This is a genomic window from Natrialba asiatica DSM 12278, assembly GCF_000337555.1.
Lineage (GTDB): Archaea > Halobacteriota > Halobacteria > Halobacteriales > Natrialbaceae > Natrialba > Natrialba asiatica.
The window spans coordinates 30,259-48,843 of the sequence record NZ_AOIO01000041.1 but is presented as its reverse complement, the minus strand read 5'-3'; the positions used below and the strand labels follow the sequence as shown (position 1 = coordinate 48,843).

Annotated in this window: 19 protein-coding genes and 1 pseudogene; 11 read left to right on the top strand and 9 right to left on the bottom strand. The window is 58.2% G+C overall.

All coding sequences use genetic code 11. From position 1 onward, the window contains the following. The first annotated feature begins 130 nt into the window (after positions 1-130). The 3 genes from trxA to C481_RS19715 all read left to right on the top strand — a co-directional run bounded on the left by trxA (position 131) and on the right by C481_RS19715 (position 2,518). Positions 131-565, top strand: coding sequence for a thioredoxin (trxA, locus tag C481_RS19725; RefSeq protein ID WP_006111103.1), 435 nt, complete (start codon positions 131-133; stop codon positions 563-565). A 110-nt stretch (positions 566-675) separates the two neighbouring features. After that, positions 676-1,215, top strand: coding sequence for a DUF1684 domain-containing protein (locus C481_RS19720; RefSeq protein ID WP_006111102.1), 540 nt, complete (start codon positions 676-678; stop codon positions 1,213-1,215). A gap of 148 nt (positions 1,216-1,363) precedes the next feature. After that, complete coding sequence (locus C481_RS19715; protein WP_006111101.1) at positions 1,364-2,518, top strand: cobalamin-independent methionine synthase II family protein; 1,155 nt, start codon at positions 1,364-1,366, stop codon at positions 2,516-2,518. A gap of 45 nt (positions 2,519-2,563) precedes the next feature. Here C481_RS19715 and C481_RS22460 read toward each other — a convergent pair whose 3' ends face one another. Both C481_RS22460 and C481_RS19710 read right to left on the bottom strand, forming a co-directional pair. Continuing rightward, complete coding sequence (locus C481_RS22460) at positions 2,564-2,719, bottom strand: hypothetical protein (RefSeq protein WP_006111100.1); 156 nt, start codon at positions 2,717-2,719, stop codon at positions 2,564-2,566. Positions 2,720-3,003: 284 nt separating this feature from the next. After that, the gene (locus C481_RS19710; RefSeq protein ID WP_006111099.1) at positions 3,004-3,276 is read right to left on the bottom strand and encodes a hypothetical protein; all 273 of its coding nucleotides are present in this window, start codon (positions 3,274-3,276) and stop codon (positions 3,004-3,006) included. A 92-nt stretch (positions 3,277-3,368) separates the two neighbouring features. On the opposite strand from C481_RS19710, the gene C481_RS19705 reads away from it, so the two are divergent. Then, positions 3,369-3,713, top strand: coding sequence for a thiol-disulfide oxidoreductase DCC family protein (locus C481_RS19705; protein ID WP_006111098.1), 345 nt, complete (start codon positions 3,369-3,371; stop codon positions 3,711-3,713). A gap of 93 nt (positions 3,714-3,806) precedes the next feature. Here C481_RS19705 and C481_RS19700 read toward each other — a convergent pair whose 3' ends face one another. Genes C481_RS19700 through C481_RS19685 form a run of 4 tightly spaced genes read right to left on the bottom strand, consistent with a single transcriptional unit; the run spans position 3,807 to position 7,207 of the window. After that, entirely contained in the window at positions 3,807-4,979 is a 1,173-nt protein-coding gene (locus C481_RS19700) for an inorganic phosphate transporter (protein ID WP_006111097.1), read from the bottom strand. Positions 4,980-5,032: 53 nt separating this feature from the next. Continuing rightward, complete coding sequence (locus C481_RS19695; protein WP_049904790.1) at positions 5,033-5,494, bottom strand: DUF6691 family protein; 462 nt, start codon at positions 5,492-5,494, stop codon at positions 5,033-5,035. A gap of 1 nt (position 5,495) precedes the next feature. Further along, entirely contained in the window at positions 5,496-6,008 is a 513-nt protein-coding gene (locus C481_RS19690) for a YeeE/YedE family protein (protein WP_006111095.1), read from the bottom strand. Positions 6,009-6,013: 5 nt separating this feature from the next. Next, entirely contained in the window at positions 6,014-7,207 is a 1,194-nt protein-coding gene (locus tag C481_RS19685) for an MBL fold metallo-hydrolase (protein ID WP_006111094.1), read from the bottom strand. Between the two features lie 242 nt (positions 7,208-7,449). Between C481_RS19685 and C481_RS19680 the strand changes: the two genes are divergently transcribed. The 4 genes from C481_RS19680 to C481_RS19670 all read left to right on the top strand — a co-directional run bounded on the left by C481_RS19680 (position 7,450) and on the right by C481_RS19670 (position 9,361). Continuing rightward, positions 7,450-7,695 (top strand): sulfurtransferase TusA family protein, encoded by a 246-nt coding sequence (locus C481_RS19680; protein ID WP_006111093.1) that lies wholly within the window; start codon positions 7,450-7,452, stop codon positions 7,693-7,695. Beyond that, complete coding sequence (locus tag C481_RS19675; protein ID WP_006111092.1) at positions 7,695-8,285, top strand: DsrE/DsrF/DrsH-like family protein; 591 nt, start codon at positions 7,695-7,697, stop codon at positions 8,283-8,285. The genes C481_RS19680 and C481_RS19675 overlap by 1 nt, the downstream gene beginning before the upstream one ends. Positions 8,286-8,288: 3 nt before the next feature. Continuing rightward, on the top strand, positions 8,289-8,534 hold the full coding sequence (locus C481_RS21375; RefSeq protein WP_006111091.1) for a HalOD1 output domain-containing protein: 246 nt from the start codon (positions 8,289-8,291) through the stop codon (positions 8,532-8,534). Between the two features lie 395 nt (positions 8,535-8,929). Further along, entirely contained in the window at positions 8,930-9,361 is a 432-nt protein-coding gene (locus C481_RS19670) for a hypothetical protein (RefSeq protein ID WP_006111090.1), read from the top strand. A 706-nt stretch (positions 9,362-10,067) separates the two neighbouring features. On the opposite strand, the gene C481_RS22810 is transcribed toward C481_RS19670, so the two are convergent. Beyond that, on the bottom strand, positions 10,068-10,331 hold the full coding sequence (locus C481_RS22810; protein ID WP_083860940.1) for a hypothetical protein: 264 nt from the start codon (positions 10,329-10,331) through the stop codon (positions 10,068-10,070). 222 nt (positions 10,332-10,553) lie between these two features. On the opposite strand from C481_RS22810, the pseudogene C481_RS19660 reads away from it, so the two are divergent. From C481_RS19660 to C481_RS19650, 3 genes and pseudogenes are all read left to right on the top strand, one after another. Further along, positions 10,554-11,107, top strand: a pseudogene (locus C481_RS19660) (hypothetical protein). Positions 11,108-11,421: 314 nt separating this feature from the next. Continuing rightward, complete coding sequence (locus C481_RS22805) at positions 11,422-11,622, top strand: hypothetical protein (protein ID WP_083860939.1); 201 nt, start codon at positions 11,422-11,424, stop codon at positions 11,620-11,622. 488 nt (positions 11,623-12,110) lie between these two features. Then, entirely contained in the window at positions 12,111-13,709 is a 1,599-nt protein-coding gene (locus C481_RS19650; protein ID WP_006111087.1) for an ATP-binding protein, read from the top strand. Positions 13,710-13,747: 38 nt separating this feature from the next. On the opposite strand, the gene C481_RS19645 is transcribed toward C481_RS19650, so the two are convergent. Both C481_RS19645 and C481_RS19640 read right to left on the bottom strand, forming a co-directional pair. After that, positions 13,748-15,805 (bottom strand): phospholipase D family protein, encoded by a 2,058-nt coding sequence (locus C481_RS19645; RefSeq protein ID WP_152422217.1) that lies wholly within the window; start codon positions 15,803-15,805, stop codon positions 13,748-13,750. A gap of 62 nt (positions 15,806-15,867) precedes the next feature. Next, positions 15,868-17,784 carry a Piwi domain-containing protein gene (locus C481_RS19640; protein WP_241434719.1) on the bottom strand — a complete coding sequence of 639 codons (1,917 nt, stop codon included), beginning with the start codon at positions 17,782-17,784 and terminating at the stop codon, positions 15,868-15,870. Positions 17,785-18,585: the final 801 nt, after the last annotated feature.

Below are 18,585 nucleotides of genomic sequence, written 5' to 3'. Positions count from 1 at the left end.
CTGCTCAGCCCGAACGATGTGAGGGTCGGCCGGCGATCCGCGACGAGACTAGTGCGAGTCCAAACCGGCCATATGATATTGTAGTTAGCTCACAAAACCGTTATTGCTGTGGAAACCGTACCGTCGATCGATGAGCGACTCCGCAAACGACGAACGCCAACGGATCCGCGACCAGAAGAAGCGAGAGCTGCAGGAACGTCTCGAGAACGGTGGGAGCCTCGACGCGGCCGACGGGGGGAGCACCGCACCCGACGAGCCAATCGCGATCACAGGCCAGGGTCACCTCGATGAGGTCGTCGCGGAGCACGACGTCGTCCTCGTGGACTGTTACGCCGACTGGTGTGGCCCCTGTCAGATGATGGAGCCGACGATCGAGGCCCTCGCGGCGGAGACCGACGCCGCGGTCGCGAAGGTCGACGTCGACGCTCACCAGCAGATCGCCCAGCAACTGGGCGCTCGCGGCGTCCCGACGCTCGTCCTCTACGCCGACGGCCAGCCGGTCGAGCGGATGGTCGGCGTCCAGGACCGCGGAACGCTGGAGGGGCTAATCGAGCAACATGCGTAGTGACGCACCTGCCGAGGCCACGGCAGTCGATAGTGATTATCTGAACAGCGCCCTGGTCCGACCTAAATACGGGGACTGGCGACACGACCACGACACACTGACCTTCAACCATGACCACCGATTGGCGGCGAGCGATCGAGACGCAACGGGAAGAGAAAGACCGGTACTTCGGCGGCGACCCGCACTCGCCGATTCCGTCGGACGAGCGCGAGTCGTTCGACGGCCTCGAGTATTACCCGATCGACGAGGCATACCGGTTCGAACTGCCGCTGCACGAGTACAACGACCCTGAACCGGTCACCGTCGGGACGAGTACCGACGGCGAGCGGAAGTACCTTCGGTGGGGCGAGTTCCGATTCACCGTCGACGGCGAAGACATCACACTGCAGGCCTACAAGGCGGATCCGGACGACGATCGGCTTTGGGTCCCGTTCCGAGACGTGACCAGCGGCGACGAGACCTACGGCGCCGGTCGGTACCTCGACCTCGAAGGCGACGGCCATCGAACGGACGACGGTAACTGGATCCTCGACTTTAACGAGGCGTACAATCCGACGTGCGCGTACTCGGATCGGTACGAGTGCCCGCTCCCGCCGACGGAAAACTGGCTCGAGATCTCGATCGAGGCCGGCGAACAGGCGTACCACTGACGATGGTTCCGGACTAATTCGGCGCCCTCAACGGAATTTAGCCGTTTTCGAACGACGTAGACGCTAGCGAACCACCGTGACCGTCGTCGATCGTGAGAATACCACCAGTTATATTGTCTGCTGAAACTATTACTCACAAGAGTACCCAATGACGACCACCGAAGACCGAATCCGAACGACGCACATCGGGAGCCTCCCACGCCCGCCGGCGCTTCTCGACCTCCTCGAGGCGCGTCAGAACGACGAACCGGTCGACGAGGACGACTGGAACGAAACTGTCGCGGAGGCCACGCGGGCCGTCGTCGAGCGACAGGCCGAGGTCGGGCTCGACGTCATCAATAACGGCGAACAGTCGCGGGTCTCGTTCAACTGGTACGTTGCGGACCGTCTGAGCGGGATTGACGGGAAGCGCGAACAGGAGCTCTGGGCGGATCTTCAGGAGTTCCCCGAGTACGCCGAGGAGACGTTCAAGACGGACGTCATCGATCTCTCGATGCAGCCCGTCATCGACGGTCCCATCGAGTACACCGGCCACGGGGAAGCCGAGGACGAACTCGAGGAGTTCCGAGACGCGCTCGCGGCCGTCGACGCCGACTTCGAGGGGACGTTCGTGACCTCGGCGTCGCCGAGCATCGTCGCAACCACGCACGTCAACGAGTACTACGATACCTACGAGGAGTTCCTCTTCGCCGTCGCGGACGCGATGCAAGCGGAGTACGAACTGATCGCCGAGACCGGAATGACCCTCCAGATCGACGCACCCGAACTCCTCACCATTGGCCAGACGGCGGCCTACGCGGACGAACCGCTCGAGGAGATCAGAGCAGCCACGCGTCTCCACGTCGAGGCGCTCAACGAAGCCCTCGAGAACATCCCCGCTGAGCAGGTCCGCCTCCACACCTGCTGGGGGAGCTACGAGGGCCCCCACCACCTCGACGCGGACCTCGTTGACCTCCTGCCGGAGATCTACGAGGCCGATATCACTGGACTGAGCGTCGAACAGGCCAACCCCCGCCACCAGCACGAGTACCGCGCGTTCGCCGAACAGCCGCTTCCCGACGGCTGGACGCTGATGCCCGGCGTCGTCGACGTCAAGACGAACATCATCGACCACCCGGAGACGATCGCGGACCGCCTCGAGCGCGTCGCGGACGCGGTCGACGAGTCGACGCCGATCGTCGCCGCGCCCGACTGCGGCTTCGGCACGCAGGCCGGCCTCGGCATGGTCGACCCCGAGATCGCGTGGGCAAAACTCGAGGCGCTCGTCGAGGGCGCCGAGATCGCGACCGAGCGCATCTACTGACCGACCACCGGCGATGACCGTCGCAGCGCGGGACTCGCGAGACCGTTACGGACAGTCGCGCTCGCCGAACGAGCAAGCGAACGATCCCTGGTCGGCGACCCGCGTCTCGCCTGACTGGAGTGCGACAAGCATCGCTCGTCCACCGTAGCCGTGGATCTCGTCGTAACCGTGGACAATGACACACGAGACGTCGTCAGGCACTTTAACGCACTCGGAACGAGTGAACGGCTGTTCGGAGTGGGGGGTGTCAGGTCGCGCCAACCGAGGAGCGTCCCGTTGAGGCGCTCGACCTGCCACCAGTTCGTGTAGCCGTCCTCGCCGTCGGTCACGTCTCCGCCGTCGTTCTTGTCGGTCCTGTTGACGTCGCTCGAGTCAATGTCCCAACCGAGGTCGCTACAGCCGGCCAGCGCGGCGATCGCGAGCGTTCCCGCCGTACGCTCGAGTAGTCGCCGTCGGGACAGATCGGGTCCGGTCATCTGCCACAACTATATCGTCTCGTCGGGATCGTGTTCCTCCACCATGCGCGCTGCTTCGTCGGCATACCGGTCGCGAACGTCTGGATCCTCGACGGTCGCGAGGTCATCGGGAGAGACGTCCTTCGCGGCAGTGACCGTGTCCAGGTCGACCGCCTGTACTGCGAGTTCCTTTCGGAAGGTTCGAGTTCCGTCAGGAGTCGCATAGGTGAGGATGATGAGGTCTCGATTGTCGTAATCGCGCTCGACCAGCCACACGCGAACGTCGGCCGACTCCGATGGCATGAGAACCCGAACGGGAAGCGTAAGGGTAGTCGTTGGGGTTGAGAGTTTAGTGGCTTGAGAACCTCATCGGTATCCACGCCTTCGGCTCGAGAATGTCACCACCGACGCTCGTCTACGACGACGATTGCGGGGTCTGTACTCGTGCAGCGCGGTTCGTGGACCGCCGCGCGGCGATTGACATCGTCGGCTTTTCGGAACTCACAGACGGCCTGCAAGCGCGCTTGCCGCTCGACTACGAGGCGTGTGCGCATCTGGTTACCGACGAGACGACCTACTCCTGTGGGGCAGCGATGGAACGCGCCTACGAACGGACCGGCCTTCTGCCATCGCAGTTTTTTCCGCTGTTTCGTCGTATTCCTGGATATGCACCCGTCCGCGAGTTCGTCTATCGCGTCGTCGCGTCGAACCGGCCGTCGATCGGCCGATTGCTACCGTAGCTTCTCGAAAGCGTATAGGCAACCCGCTATTCCGACCGAGATTCGATCGAAAACGGACGGTGATCGAAGAAGGGCCGAACGCGTCCTGCAGCTTCAGAGGTCCAGAAGAAGCATCGACCCGTAGCCGAGACCGAACGCGAGTATGAACGATCCGACCCAGGCGGCAACGGTGAGTCCCAGCTTTCGCGGACTGACGCCGGCTCCGCCGGCGACCGCGGCCCCGCTGCCGACGATCGCACTCACGATGATCTCGTTGAACGAGACCGGGACTCCCAGCAGAACCGCGCTCTGTGCGATGAGAAACGAAGGGACGAGCGTCGCGATCGAGCGACGCGGCCCCAGCGACGCGTACTCCTGGGAGATCGACTTGATCATTCGCGGGGCGCCCGTCCACGAGCCGACGAGGATTCCGACGCCGCCGCCGAGCAGGACTGCGATCGGCGACACCGTCGGCAACTCCTCGAGCAGCGGGAACAGCGGTCCGACGGCGAGTCCCACTTGACTCGCGCCCGCCGAGAACGCCACGAGCGCACCCAGCGAGAGCAGGAACCGGCGCAGACCGCCGGCCTCGTCGCGACCGACGTCCCAGCGGACGACGGCCGCAGCGACAGCTCCGAAACCTAGCGAGACTACGACCGTGGCGGCGGTACCGTCGAACGGAATCGCGGTGGCGCCGCCGGCGGCGAGCGTCCCGCCGACCGACGCGAGGAACGCGAACTCGAGGTTCGCGACCACGAGGCCAACGACGCCAGCGAGAATCGGAACGCTCGTCGCCTCGGGAACGTCCGGTCGCGGAAGAACACTCGCGATACCGTAGGCGATTCCCCCGCCCACGAACGGTGTAAGGACCCAGACCGCGCCGATTTCGGCGTACTTCCCCCAGGCCGGATTGCCGCCGAGCGCGAGGCCGACGCCGATGACCGATCCGGTCACGGTAAACGCGGTCGCGATCGGATATCCGGTGTAGATGCCGATCGCCATCAGTCCGGCGCCAATCAGCAGGACGACGATGACGCCGCTGACCGGGAGGCTGATCCCGTCGACGAGGCCGCTGCCGACGGCTTCGGAGACGTTTCCGCCCTGCGTCACCGCGCCAGCGAAGCCGAGAATGCCGACGAGAAACGCCGCGCGCATCGTCGGAATCGCGTTCGCGCCGACGGCCGGGGCGAACGGGGTCGCGCCGCTCGAGCCGGCGCCGATGACCCACGCCATGAAGAGGCTCGCGACCGCGGCCGCTGCGAACAGGAGTATCGTTGTGGGTTCCATTAGTGTACGAAAATCCTCCGTTTCAGTTCTCGAGGTGCGAAATTCGAACGGTGTTAGTCAGCACTCGCTGGACCGGAGTCGGCCGCGGCGCGCTTGCTGCGCCAGACCCCCTGCAAGTAGGCGCCGGCGAACATGCCGACGAGCGCCCACAGGATGGCGACGTTTCCGATCCCGAGGCTGGCGTAGGCCGCGCCGGGGCAGATCCCCGAGAGCCCCCAGCCGACACCGAAGATCCCGCCGCCGATCAGGACGTTTCGATCGAACGATTTCAGCCGTCGACGGTACACGTCGCCCGTCAGCGGTGCGCTGTCGCGAATCCGGGGCATGATCGCGAAGGCGATCCCGGAGACGATCGCGGCGCCAAACATGACGAACGGCAGGCCGAGGTCGTCGAACTGGAGGAAGTCCAGCACGACTTCCGGCCGGGCCATGTGGCTGTACGCCAGTCCGAAGCCGAAGATCAGACCGCCGACGAGGATCAGCGGCATGAACAGCGGATGGCGATTTCTGCTCATGTTACGGACTCACCCCCATTGCCTGGACGATCTGGGCGGTCACGATCGCGACCGTCAGGAACGTGATCACGCCGACGATCGACGTTTTCGAGGCCGAGCCGACGCCGCAGACGCCGTGGCCCGACGTGCAACCCTTCCCGACGCGCGTCCCGATCCCGACGAGGACGCCACCGAGCAGCAACCGCCAGGGCTGGACGTCGGTTGTCCACGTCCCGCCCTGCCAGAAGACGGCGTAGACCGCCGCTCCCAGAATGATTCCGAGCGTGAAGACGACGCGCCAGTCCCGGGAGCCGCGGTACTGCTTGAACCGTGACTGATCCGAAACGTACGACAGCGTCGACTCGAGGAACGTACTCGCGCCCGCGGCGATCCCCGTCCCGAGATAGATGACGACCGCGCCGAGGCCGACGAGCAGTCCACCGATAGCGTACCGGGAGATGCCGTTGGGAAACGGCTCGGCGGGCACTACCTGACCCGGGGCGGCAAGTTCGGCGAACAGTGCGATCTCGATCACGGTGATCAGTCACCCGCCAGCGACTCTTGGCTGGCCGCGCAGTTGTTCGGGCCGAGCTCGAGTTCGAACGCTTCCTTGTCGTTGGCCTCCTGCTGTCCGAGGTTCGTGAGGATGATATCCTCGTAGTTGGCCGGACGGGGCGGCATATCCGAGAGGATCAGCTCGACGAACTCGTCTTCGTCCATCGTTAGAGCGTCCATCTCTTCTTCGAGTTGGCCGATCGGTGCCGTATAGGTGCCATCGTCGGCGGGATCGGCGGAGTCACTGAAGTGAGCCCCGCCGACGAGCGTGTCGTTAGGCAGGGTCAGCACGCGCTCCTGCAGCGACTCGTAGAGCTGGCGTGCGGCGTCTTCTGCGCCCTCGTCGCCCTCCTCTAAGTCAGGGCGGGCAACACTCTCGACGAACAGGCCGTCGCCAGTCGCAAGCAGCGAGTCGTCGATCAGGTACGAGGTCATCCCGGAGGTATGTCCGGGCGTGTAGACGGTTTCGATCGTGGCAGCACCGACTTCGAACTCGTCGCCGTCTGCTGCGAGAGTCATCTCGTCGGCGTAGGTGATACCGCGGTCGACCGCCGCCTTGGGGATGACGCCCTCGACGCCCTCATCGGCGAGGTCGCGGATGCCTGAGATGTGATCCGCGTGGATGTGCGTATCGATTGCGTACTTCAGGTCGGCGTCCAGTTCGTCCGCATCTTGGAGATATCGGTCGGTGAATGCACGCAGTGGGTCAATCAAGGCCGCCTCGTCGCCGTCAACGATGAGGTAGCCGAGACAGCCGCTCGAGGGACGCTGGTACTGGTAGAGCGTCCCCGCGCCGTCGTAGCGCTCGACCTCGACGCGCTCGTAGATGCGCGCCCAGCCGTTCATCCCGTCCTCAAGGTGGTCGACGTCGTAGCCGCGCTCTCTCAACTGTGCGGCGACGTACTCGCTCGAGCCACCCTTCGCACAGAGAACCGTGATTTCGCGGTCATCGGGAATCTGTGCAAGGACATCGTCGTCAATTTCGTCGTCCAGGAACTCGAAGTACGGGATGTTGATCGATTCAACGGTCTCTCCGTCGATCTTCCACTCGTTGTACTCCGATTCCATGCGGGTATCGAGGAGCGTGACGTCCTCGCCCGCGTCGATTTGCCCCTTCAATTCGTCTGGACTGACCGATTCGATCTCGACGTCCGGCATTGGAAGATCCATATCGTCCATGTTGTACAGTTCCCAGTATCGGCTACTGGCACTTAAGGGTTTGTGTAGTATTTCCTATTATCTACAATACAAGCTAGCCCAATACAGCCTCTAGATTTCTATATGCGCGTATGCAAGGTACTAACTAGTTATTTTGCCCTCCTCAGGATTGGGGGTGTTCGTGTATTGTGCAATAACCGGAGGCCTTATATGGGAGCATCCAATATTGTATGATAGCTCCAATACGGGGCCAGAACGAAACTATGAGTTCGGAATACCAGACCACGGAGACGCTAGACGTGAAAGGACAGTCGTGCCCGATGCCCATCGTGAAGACCAAGCAATCGATCGACGATCTCGAGGCCGGCGACGTCCTCGAGGTCGTCGCGACTGACTCGGGCAGCATGAGCGACATTCAGGGGTGGGCCGACGGCACCGACGGCGTCGAACTCCTCGAGCAGGTCGAGGAGGACGATTTGTACACTCACTACGTGAAGAAAACGGAATAATGAGCACGGATAACCCAACGACGGCAGTCGACGACGCCGATTCGGACGTCGACGCCGCCGAGTTACAGGCGCTGCGCGAGCGCGTCGAGGAATTGGAAGAATCGATGGCAGCGGTGGACACTGGCGACGATCAGAAGAAGATGACCATCGTCGCGACACAGGGGAGCTTCGACATGGCGTATCCACCGTTAATCCTCGCGAGCACTGCGGCCGCCTTCGGCTGGGAGGTTGTCGTCTTCCACACGTTTTGGGGGCTCGATATCCTCCACGAGGAGAAGTCGAAGGACCTCAAGTTGAGCGCCGTCGGCAACCCGAATATGCCGGTCCCGAACGCCGTCGCTGCTCTGCCAGGCATGGACAAGATGGCCACGAAGATGATGCAGAAGAAGATTGACGACAACGGGACTGCCACCATCGAGGAACTGATCGACCTCTCGCTCGAGAGCGGCGTCGATCTGCAGGCGTGTCAGATGACGATCGAACTGATGGACTATGATGAGGACGACTTCTACGACGGCGTCACCACTGGCGTCGGTGCGGCCACCGCGCTGCAACACATGGCTGAATCCGACATTCAGCTCCTCGTCTAATCCATGACTGCCACCGAGTCAACGCGCTCAAAGCCGAGCCTACGCGTCCTTGAAGCGATTGCCGACGCGGAAGATGTCTCCCCGATTACCCTCGAGCCACCGCTCAACGACGTTGTGGATCCTGCTGCGCTGGACCGATTGTTTGAACCGACCGCTGCTGACGACTCGGTCCGAAGCGGACACGTTTCGTTCCGGTACCGAGGGTATGACGTAACAATCTCTTCGGATGGGACCATCAAACTGTCGTAAGAAGAGTTTGGGATTCGCTTCCACGACCCTCGGCTATTGTCATTTTCATGCACTACTACTACCTTCGGTTGAATCACGCGACGCAGAGGGTCTGGAATCGATTAGTTACTGAGCGACTCGTACTCCTACTTGCTGTCAGTTTCTCTTCTGTCTAAGGGGAAACAAAGCCACGCATCAAAATCATCCTTCGAGGTTGTGTAGTTCCGAATGTTATTACTGGGTACAGGTATGTGCGGGTCGTTCACAACGTTCTCATCGTTCTCATTCGGACTGAGTCTCGACTCGGTCGTCACAGTGGCTGGCAACAGTCGACGACTAGCAGGCAGCAATCCGGGAGTTGAACGGCGCGATGGAGAGCGGTCACCTATACCGGGTGAGGTCCAAGGTGAGAACGAATGAGTAACGATACAATCGAACTCGAACTACTCGGCAACGCCACGGTGGTCCAAACCGACGGCGAGCCTCCGATGGCCGCCCCTCAGACCGTGACATTCTCGGCTCCATCGAAGAGCGATCATGTAGCCGTACTTCGGGCCGACCCCGATGTGTCGTTCATCCACGTGTTCCCGCAAGACGACGACCCCAAGGAGATTGACAGTGGCCTCGTTACCACGACCACTGTCGACGGCAAGTCTCGCAGCGAGTGCTGGGTATCCGCGTCGGCGCTCGAAAATGCCGACCGGCTTTCGATCGATACCCAAAGCGGCCAGGATCTCGAGGCCGTGTCGATCGACGTAGAATACCGTGGGTGGAAAGCACGACTCCAGAAACGTGTTCGCGAGTGGAAACAGAACCGGCGGGCGAATAAGGCGCTTGCTCGCCGGTAGTTCGTAGTCTCTCCTACACCGTATCCCGCTGCGAAAGTGCATCCTCAATCACAAGCCCGTGACTCGCGGCGATCTCGCCGGCCATCACCACGCTCGAGCCGCCCGTTCGGGTTGGACGTTCATTCGATCTGCGTGGTATTCGACGAGCGCCTCGATTAGGAGCAAGTCTTCTTGTGAGGTTCGCATGTGGAGGTTGGGCTCGGCTTTGGACTTAAATCCATTCGGTAGGATTAAAGCCTCCTCGAAAAATCGATTTCTTGCCCGCAAAGACCGGTACCGAACGTAGGCAGTGAGGTCGGGCACGCAACGGGCAGAGGTATCTATGTCAGGCCCCGCTGGAATCGCCGTGGCGATCGTCCTCGTCGGAATAGCACAGCTAATCGTTAGCCTCGCTAGTCTCTGGTATCGGATACGAAAGCGCTAGAAGCAGCACTAACGCCCGTATCGAACGTAGGCGCTCGAAACTGAAGCAAGGAGCGTATTTATTCTTCCGGCTATCGCGCCTCGAGCCGTGGGATATGATCGGACTCAGCGTGGCCGGCTATCCCGACTAGACGCACTGTCAGGGGTGTGGCGCGGTCGCTCCTAGCGAGACGTTCCTACACGTCGGCCTTGAGCGCCGAGGCGTGACGCGAACAGTCGGCGAGAAAATCTTTCACCCTGATAAAATATGCGAGTAGGTACTGGTGTACTAAAGCCGACGAAGTCAGTTTTCCGGCATGGTCACGCGAAGTTCACCGTCAACCTCATAGAAATAACCTCGTTCGAGCAACCGAGTAAGTGCATGGGTCGCGTCCTCGGGTTCGAGGGCCAATTCATCGGTACTACAGAGGACCTCGAGCGCTTGCTCTCGAGAGATCAACTGGACGTTTTCATGCTCAGCCGAGTTGTAACTGTGAGTACAAAGGATATCGTACGCATCCACTATCCACTCTGGAAGCGGTGGCCGTGGATCAGAGAGATCGTTCATCGCGACTTCGTGCTTCCAATCTTTGCTATCGTCCTGCTTAAGAATATCCCTCAGTAGGGGACAGGATCGATTCCGTGAGATACTGAACGATCACGGGATGCTACTTCGAACAAACGGGAACTGAGATCCCCATATAGATGATCTCTCCACCACCGAGTACCTGAAAGCTGTTTTTTCGCGCCTGACGGGTGAGGCGCAACAATGTGTGTCTCAAGAGTTCCTATGAGTACAGATCAACCGATCCATCGCGAGCAGCATCACGACTATAGAGAGAGACCAGTGACCGAGAGCAGAGGTATTTCGGCTACATCGCTCGACTGAACGGACATGAACTGATCGCGATTGATGAGTGGCTACCAGGTAAGGAACCAACACCATACGAGATTAACCTTACTGACGGCTTCGAATACCGGACACGAGAATGGCGCTGTCGAAACTGTGGTCAGGAGCGAAATCGCCGTAATGCGTTCAACGATCAGTGCGAGACACCAACACCACCGACTCCACTCGAGGCCGGTGGCTTCTCAATCGACGAGCCGCGAACCCGCCGCGCGCTGAGCAAGAATATGGACGTCCGCTTCGCCTCGGTGGGTTCCCTCTACGAGGTTATTAGTGAGAGCGAAAACATCTACAACGTCGACATCGAGGGAGAGATGTGTAGCTGTCCGGATTTCGAGTAACGTCAGCCAGACGACGGCTGTAAGCATCTTCGGCATGTCGACCTCGAGATCCGCACGGGGCTGATTCCTACCCCGGACAGCACATTCGATCACTAACTGTGAGTGACCGAGACGTCTCTTGAGACAGTTTATCGCCCCCAGAAGGGGTGCGGGGCTCGAACGGAGTCCACCGCAGCAATCCATGAATAGAACTGATGGAGTAACAGCGTCACCAGCCAGTGGGACGACTCGTTTTCTGAATCGAGGTATCGCCAGATGACCGACTCTAGCGAGTGTCAACTGCCAACCTGTACGAGACTTGCCCGCGATCAACCAGGGTACGCTGGCCGATTCTGTTCGGACAGCTGTGAGGTCCGATACGATCACCTACAGGCGGACGCTCGAGACGCGGCTCAGGAGGCTGCACTCTGATGCTCGAGCAGATCGACCACCGAGGCAAGCGTTTCACGATCGATGACGACGACGTCGTCGATGACGTGGGAATCGACCGCTGTCGTCGGGTAGACGCTCTCGAACGGCAGGCCCAGCAAGAGCTCCGCGAACTCGAGCGTGCGAAAGTGGTCGCTGGGCCAACCGGTGCGAATCCCGACGTCGAAGTAATTGATCTTTGACGCTAAACGGGCCCGATCCACAGGATGTCCTGAGTTCGATCGAGCTCTCGGTGTCGACGATCCGGTTCCCGACTCGGCGTACGGTGATCAAGGGTATCACCCAGAACGTGGCGCCGTGGATGGTGGGCAGATTCCTGTCGACGAACTACACGAGATACTCCTCGAGGTTGAACAGACGCTGAGAAAGATAGAACATCGGTCGCGGAGATGTCAACAGCTCCACGAGCTACAAACAGTTCTCAAGAGTCTCCGTTGGGAGGAGGTGTAAAGGAAAATTCAGCTACTATTCAGATAGACCAGCGGTCAAGAGAAGGTTAAAATTAACTTTAACATTAAGCCAATGGGATGAGCGCCAAAAACCGGATTTTAGAAAGGGTGATAACGCTGGCCTAATTAGATACGTTAGACTGTTTAATAATCGCTGGAAGGCCCGCTAGACAAACGAATTAGCAAAAGTAGTATCATCACAAAGTCGAAAATAGAGAATAATGGCCGAAGACACAATCGACAACTCGCTTCTATCTAACCTCCATCGCCACAATCCATGGTGGAGAAACGGAGTGAGCGCACTTGATGAATTAGACATCCCAGCGCAAAAGAAAAGTGATTTTTATCGGTTCGCATCACCCTACAAATCCGAGCCGGAACCCGACAAATACGACGTGTATGCGTTAGTTGGGCAAAGAGGAGTCGGAAAAACCGTACTCATTAATCAGTTTATCCGTCAGCGAATCAAAGCAGACGAGATACCTCCTCAAAACGTACTCTACATTCCGTTCGACGAAAACCCGCTATATCAGCTCCAGTCAAATGATCAGCTGCGACGTGCGGTCAATTATTACGAGGGACGCATCCTGAGCCAAGTGTTTGAGAACGAAGCACCACAGTACATCATCTTAGACGACGTACATCGGATTGAACATCCGAATAAGTCTCTGGAAGGATGGGGTAAGGAAGTTAAGTCACTACTCGAGGGAGCGGAAGACCGACATGTGATTCTCACTGCAAGTGCAGAACTCCAAATCGAACGGGAACTCAAACGAGTTGGATTCGATGCAGATCGATATTCGGTCTGGCCGATTTTTCCTGAAAAATTCCGTGACCATATTCAGAGTGTTTTCCCAGAACTCGAAGAAGATGAGAGACGACTAAGCCCCTCACCAATTCGTCAAGGTGAGACAGGTTTACCAAACGCCTGTCGCACGAACGACCCAACGCAATTTTTCGAGACATTACGCGAACTCTATGACTCTGTAGAGATCGATGCGAGTCGCATTCGTTCACAGGTGGTGCACTACCTCGCACTCGGTGGGGTCCTCAGCTACGAAGCAGAAGGGATCGATTCTGCATCTAACCTCTCAGAAGATGCGTACAAACACCGTCGCGAAGACGTACGGCTCTCTCTCTACCAAGAGATACCGGGCCTAGATGCAGTAAAGAATATTGCAGACTTGGAGCGGCTGTGTGCACTCGTTGCAGCAGATCTGGAAACACCGTTCAGATACAACCGTCTTTCTGAACTCTTCGACGTCGATCGGCGAACACTTCGAGAGAGCTACTTCGAAGCTCTCAGTAAGCTGTTCCTCCTCACACCATCGCCAGAATACGATAACAGTCGACCACGTTCCATTCGACTCTACCTACGTGATACAGCACTCGTCAATGCCTATACAGGCCACACGCCCAGTGAGGTCCTCAATGACTATCAGCTCGAATCGAAGCTGGCGCATGTGGCAGCCTTCGACCACTCGATGCGTCTCAGTTTCAATATGAACTTTTCCGCAGGGTATGAATTCAATGACTATGATCCACCAGCTGAACCGACAGTCGAGTACTGGCCCGGAACGGAAGGCGAGGTCGATTTCGTGTTCGAATGTGCTGGTGTTCCTGTTCCGATCGGACTCGGCTACAGGGCAGGTTCGATGGAGCCAACAACGAATGCAGTCGCGGAGTTCATCGAGACCTACGAAGCTCCGCTTGGGGTTGTTGTTGCGGGAGACACAGCGACCTTGCCAGAACCAGTCGAAGTTCTTGAAGAGACTCCGATCGTACGTATTCCATACTGGTTCTACCTCATGCTCACATAGCGACACAAAGATTGGATAGTGAAAAGAATACGTGCAGACTATCTGAATCCCAGACGCTGCAAGAACCCGCGTTTGGGTTTGATACCAGTCCACTCAAAGAACCGCTCAGGTTGACTAAACTCGATCCGTGCTCGTTGCTTTTCTGCCCGAATCGTCGCGGGCACGAGCTTCTGGTACTTCCAGACGTCTTGTGACTCGAGTTCAGCGGAGAAGTCGGCCCGGATGACCCCGTTCCGCGTTTCAAGGGTGAACAGGCCGCTCTCGTGTGCGTGTCGCCACACTCGCCGGCCATGGTCATAGATGTCCTCGGCAGGGCCTTCAGACGGGAAGTAGTTTGGTTCGTCACGCTCGGCAAATTCGTAGAGCTGTTTGAAGACATCTCGAGCGACAGCTAACTTGTCCGACCGGTCCGGAAGCGAAAGGTCTTGCTCGAACATGAAGTGCGAGAACCAGGAGAAGAGTCGGTTCGGTTCGTTTGCAATTCGGGCGGCTTTCTCGCGCTGGTCACCAGTGACATCGAACATGACGTCGAAGTCGAGGACCTTCATTCGGGTGCGGAACTCCGATTTGGGCTTCGTGTGGTTACTGGTGAAAATGAATGTGGGGAACGAAACTGAGCCATCCCATCCCCCTTCCCAGTAGGTCTTGACGATGTCTCGCTCGACATTGCCCTTATCGACGTCGTCGACGACGAACGGGAAGACGGTATTCGACCCTCGACACCGGTTGATTGCGTCCTTCGTGAACTGTGTTCCTTCCACAGGTTCTGCCACATACCCATTCGAGATGAGTCGAATCGCAAACCGGATGAACATCCCCTTTCCGGAGTCGTTTCCACCGTGAATGTAGAGGAATGGGAGATCCTTGTCGAGCTCAGCGCCGGGAGTACCAGCGTAGTGGCTAGCGAAGTAATCCGCGAACGGGGCCCAAAAAAAGTAGATCAGTGCCTCATAGAAATGGGCCATCGTGGCCTCGGAGTACTTCGTGTCCCCAAAGCGCTGAATCGTCTCGATGTAAGATTCAATATGCGCTAGTGCGTCGTCGACCTCCGAGGCGTGGTCGGGCGAAGCAGTGAGTTCTAGGGTGGTGTTGTCCACCTGCATTCTAACCGACTGCTCTTTCTCATTGAGCCACATTATCGGAAAGTCGTCATTGAACGACCGCATATAGCGAGCGAAGCCAGCTGGTGATCCACGAAGTTCGGTCGGTTTCACGGCAACGTTGTGACGTGTAAGCGTAGATTTGGCGCTTTTGACCGGGTCTTCGAGACCCTGTGGCGAGAGTCGAATCTGTTGGCTCGGTCCAACATCGGTGGGGTCGACATCTCCGGAACCGTCCGTTGCGAGCGCAATAACTTCGTCTGCCTCATCCGGGTCGGAAGCCACGTTGACCCGTCGAATCCGCTCGTCGTTTTCGTCGAGAAGATCGACGATACGGCGGTGAAGATCTCCAGTGGGGTTGTTCGACGGCATCGTTCCATCGACCCAGAGGTGCAGTTCCTCTGTTTGCTCCTCTGGTGTCTCGGCAGCATCGAGTCGCTCTGTGAGATCCTTCATGAACACCTCGCATTGCTTTCGATGTGCCTCATAGAACTTCTCGAACCAGGTGTCGATAAGTGAAGTCCCATCCGTTGTAAAGGCAACCAGCATGTTCGTCTGGTTTCCCTCCCACGCTTGTTTCGAGAGGTTGGGTGACCCGAGTATGAGTGTACGAGTACCATCGCGATTCTCGATCAGGTACAGCTTCGAGTGAAGCGTCACCTGCTTATCGAGAGTAAACAGCTGAAGCTGCTCATTCTGGAGCAGATGGTTTAGTTGCGCTGCCAAGTCGACGTCTCCCTGCAGATCTTTTCGATACTCACTCTGGCGGTAATCACCGATAACCACTTCGAGGAAGTCGATGTCGAGCTTTTCGTGATTGAATACTTCGTGAATTATCTGTGGCGACTGCGAGTAGGTGACAGTGCGAATCGCCCGTGCTTCACCGAAGTACTTCACGAACGACCGCCACGACCGGACCATCGCGAACTCCATCTCGATTTCGACCGTGTCGTCGCCGTCACTGCGTGGGACTGTGATAGGGGTGCTGAAGTTCATGGATTTGTGGGTTTGAACGGACTCAGTGGTGAGATCACCGCTCACCATCGGCCGAGGGGTGGCTACAGGTACGGAACCCCCTCGATCAGTTCACCGTGGAGTAGATAGCCTTCTCGAGCGTGCTCAGCGCAGCGGTCTGCATAGTAGGTCGTAATTGGAAGCCGAACACTCCGCGAGACACTTCCGACGTGGGCTTCACTCAGCCAGTACACCTGCTTCAGGAGCGTCAGCATCGGCGTGTCGCCCGCACGTCGAACGACGCGTAGCGTTTTCGGGGTACCGAGGTTATCCGAATCATCGAATTCGGGTTTCCCGGTGGTCGCGATGAACCCGTGGGTATCATCTTGGGAGATGAACAGCCTGCCCTTTTCATCGATTTTGAACGAGTTATCCTCGTACTGGGCGATGCGTGGAGCACCGCTCTTCCGGATGTCGAGGATGTCGATTGAGACGCCCGAGTCTGCAAATGGAGCCTGAATCTCATCTGCATCCTCGAATAGCCGACCGTCGCGATGGATGACGATATGCTCGGGTGACCGCCCTTCGCGTCGAACGAATTCCTGGAAGACGTCTTTGATGACGTCGATGATGGATTGTTCGTCGAACGTCTCTCCCGATTGCAGTGTCTGGGTCTTCGAGGCGAAGACCGTACCGTCAGCGTAGACCACGTTTGCACTGGCCCCGAGATGTTGCCCCGTCTCCGGATCGCGAGTGACGTCGAGGCCGATGAAACAGTCCGCTTCGCCGGGCATCTCGTCGACGCGCCATGGAACACCACCAGCACCTGCAATGAGCCCCATTGCAGTGTTGTTCATCACCCATCTCGTGCCGAGGTTTTCGGTCACGATCATCTGAGACGGAATCTTTTGCTTTCCGAGCCCTTTCTTGAATTCAGGGTACGGATCGGTGATATCCCCAGCAGTGATTCGGTCGTCGTCCCGTGGTGGGACGACAGCAAGGACAGCGTCTACCGACTCCAGTTCGTTGATGACAGCAAGGTAGCTGAGTTCACCACCGAGTTCGTAGGGAACATGACGCGCTGCCGTTGGCTCACACTGGCATTGTGAAAGCTTGTTCTCGAAGTTCGAGATGAACTGCTTACTCTCCTGTTCGCTCTCCGTGGGGTAGACGTACGCGATATCGAAGCTCGTGGGTTGCTGGTAAACCCCTGAGCGAATCCCACTCGACGGAGTGGTAGCCGTTCGTCCGTCCTTGAATCGGAGATTCTTCTCGCGATCGACGGCTGTCGACATATAGGAGAGACTCGGACCGAGAGGCTCTGGAGCAACCGTCGCATCGATGTCGGGAAGGCTGCCGAGATGATCGACGAACTCGATAGCGTGGCGGAACCGCTTGTCTGGGAGCATCTTTGCCTCGCGGTCCCACCGTCGATGGAAGGCTGGGTCCAGTTCCTTGACCACTTCCTTGCGCGGCGCGACTCGGAGCAGATCTGGCACGTGGATTCGAGCAGGTTCGTCTTCTTGATACTGGATATCGACGAGCCGTGGATTTTTCTCGCGGAGCGCCTCAAGGACACCTTCGGGAACGCGATCCTTCTGAGCATACCAGTCTGCAAGTGAGAGGCCGCCGAGTTCGTCGAGAGCATCGGTGAAGTGGTGATCGGTGAATCCCACTACTCGTCCGGTCCCACTGATGTTGTACCGCTCGGGGTCGTGCTCGACGATAGTTCCGACCAACTCGGCAGTCTTGTCCTCGTAGACGTCAGCAGTGACCTGACTCCGTGTGTGGTAGCGCACTTCGATGCCTACGAATGCATCACCCGATGGCATGACATCAACCCGTGCGGCGAATTCGTAACACGCCTCGAAGAGCCCATCTCCGGCAGTGATCGACGGTGTTCGCGCACGAATCCGGTTGATCTGGTACGGGTCGTACGTCGAGTCGTCGATTGCAGCTTTGACGAGTGACTTGAGGAGCCGCTCGATCCGATGACGGTCTCGAGCATCAGTCGCATTCAACTCTCGCTCTGTGGGCTCGCTCAGTGAAAAGGGATCCGCGAGTTTATCTGGGAGTTTTCGGGTCGATACTATTCGCATTGAACCAGCATACGCTACACCCGCGCCAGTGATCCGTCGGAGTCGACCAGCGCACCGGTAGGTGACTGTATCAGGGGCATCCTCGAAGGCCTCAGCCGCTTCAATCGAGTACTCGTAGACCGAGAGGGTATCGAAGGATCGACTGATCGGGAAGAGCGAAAGGTATGCCTGGTCAGGCGACATGTTTCCGAGGATGGTATCAACACGGCCTACATCGTCGGTACTGGTCTCGTCTTCCTCTGATGCCTCCAGGGGTGTTGCACGCATTTTCGACGAGCCATTCAGACTCTGTTTCCCGTTGAAGACATTTCCGCGTGCGTTCTCGAGTCGGTACCATTGGCCGATCGTCCAGTCATAATCCGAGAGCGCGTTATTCTTCCAGATCGCCAACGAGAACCGGTTCCCGTCACGGTCAGCGACAAGAAAACGGGTCGCCATCTTCGGACTGGGCTTGTCGAGTTCCTTGAGGATCTGAACCTCGATTGTTATCGGCTGCTTGTGAGCGATGTCGTCCTGAGTCTTCATCCTCAAACAGAGGTACGCATCACATAACTTAATTCTAGGGGAAAGCTGAAACGCGATGTTGCTTTTGATTCTAGAAACCCAATTGGGGGTCGATTTTTGAATTGGCACATCAGAAGAAGTACTACAGCCATTTAATGATAATATTAATCTTAAGAGTGTCAGAACCGGTATCGAGCCACTATTCGGGTCACAGAATTG

What these genes read in the sequence shown, in the direction of transcription:
- C481_RS22805 (WP_083860939.1), top strand. Translation starts at nt 11,422, where the DNA reads ATGCTCGAGCAGATCGACCACCGAGGCAAGCGTTTCACGATCGATGAC.
- C481_RS19720 (WP_006111102.1), top strand. Translation starts at nt 676, where the DNA reads ATGACCACCGATTGGCGGCGAGCGATCGAGACGCAACGGGAAGAGAAA.
- C481_RS19675 (WP_006111092.1), top strand. Translation starts at nt 7,695, where the DNA reads ATGAGCACGGATAACCCAACGACGGCAGTCGACGACGCCGATTCGGAC.
- C481_RS19715 (WP_006111101.1), top strand. Translation starts at nt 1,364, where the DNA reads ATGACGACCACCGAAGACCGAATCCGAACGACGCACATCGGGAGCCTC.
- C481_RS19705 (WP_006111098.1), top strand. Translation starts at nt 3,369, where the DNA reads ATGTCACCACCGACGCTCGTCTACGACGACGATTGCGGGGTCTGTACT.
- C481_RS19680 (WP_006111093.1), top strand. Translation starts at nt 7,450, where the DNA reads ATGAGTTCGGAATACCAGACCACGGAGACGCTAGACGTGAAAGGACAG.
- C481_RS19695 (WP_049904790.1), bottom strand. Translation starts at nt 5,494, where the DNA reads ATGAGCAGAAATCGCCATCCGCTGTTCATGCCGCTGATCCTCGTCGGC.
- C481_RS19685 (WP_006111094.1), bottom strand. Translation starts at nt 7,207, where the DNA reads ATGGACGATATGGATCTTCCAATGCCGGACGTCGAGATCGAATCGGTC.
- C481_RS19645 (WP_152422217.1), bottom strand. Translation starts at nt 15,805, where the DNA reads ATGAACTTCAGCACCCCTATCACAGTCCCACGCAGTGACGGCGACGAC.
- C481_RS21375 (WP_006111091.1), top strand. Translation starts at nt 8,289, where the DNA reads ATGACTGCCACCGAGTCAACGCGCTCAAAGCCGAGCCTACGCGTCCTT.
- C481_RS22810 (WP_083860940.1), bottom strand. Translation starts at nt 10,331, where the DNA reads ATGAACGATCTCTCTGATCCACGGCCACCGCTTCCAGAGTGGATAGTG.
- C481_RS19650 (WP_006111087.1), top strand. Translation starts at nt 12,111, where the DNA reads ATGGCCGAAGACACAATCGACAACTCGCTTCTATCTAACCTCCATCGC.
- C481_RS19670 (WP_006111090.1), top strand. Translation starts at nt 8,930, where the DNA reads ATGAGTAACGATACAATCGAACTCGAACTACTCGGCAACGCCACGGTG.
- trxA (WP_006111103.1), top strand. Translation starts at nt 131, where the DNA reads ATGAGCGACTCCGCAAACGACGAACGCCAACGGATCCGCGACCAGAAG.
- C481_RS19700 (WP_006111097.1), bottom strand. Translation starts at nt 4,979, where the DNA reads ATGGAACCCACAACGATACTCCTGTTCGCAGCGGCCGCGGTCGCGAGC.
- C481_RS19710 (WP_006111099.1), bottom strand. Translation starts at nt 3,276, where the DNA reads ATGCCATCGGAGTCGGCCGACGTTCGCGTGTGGCTGGTCGAGCGCGAT.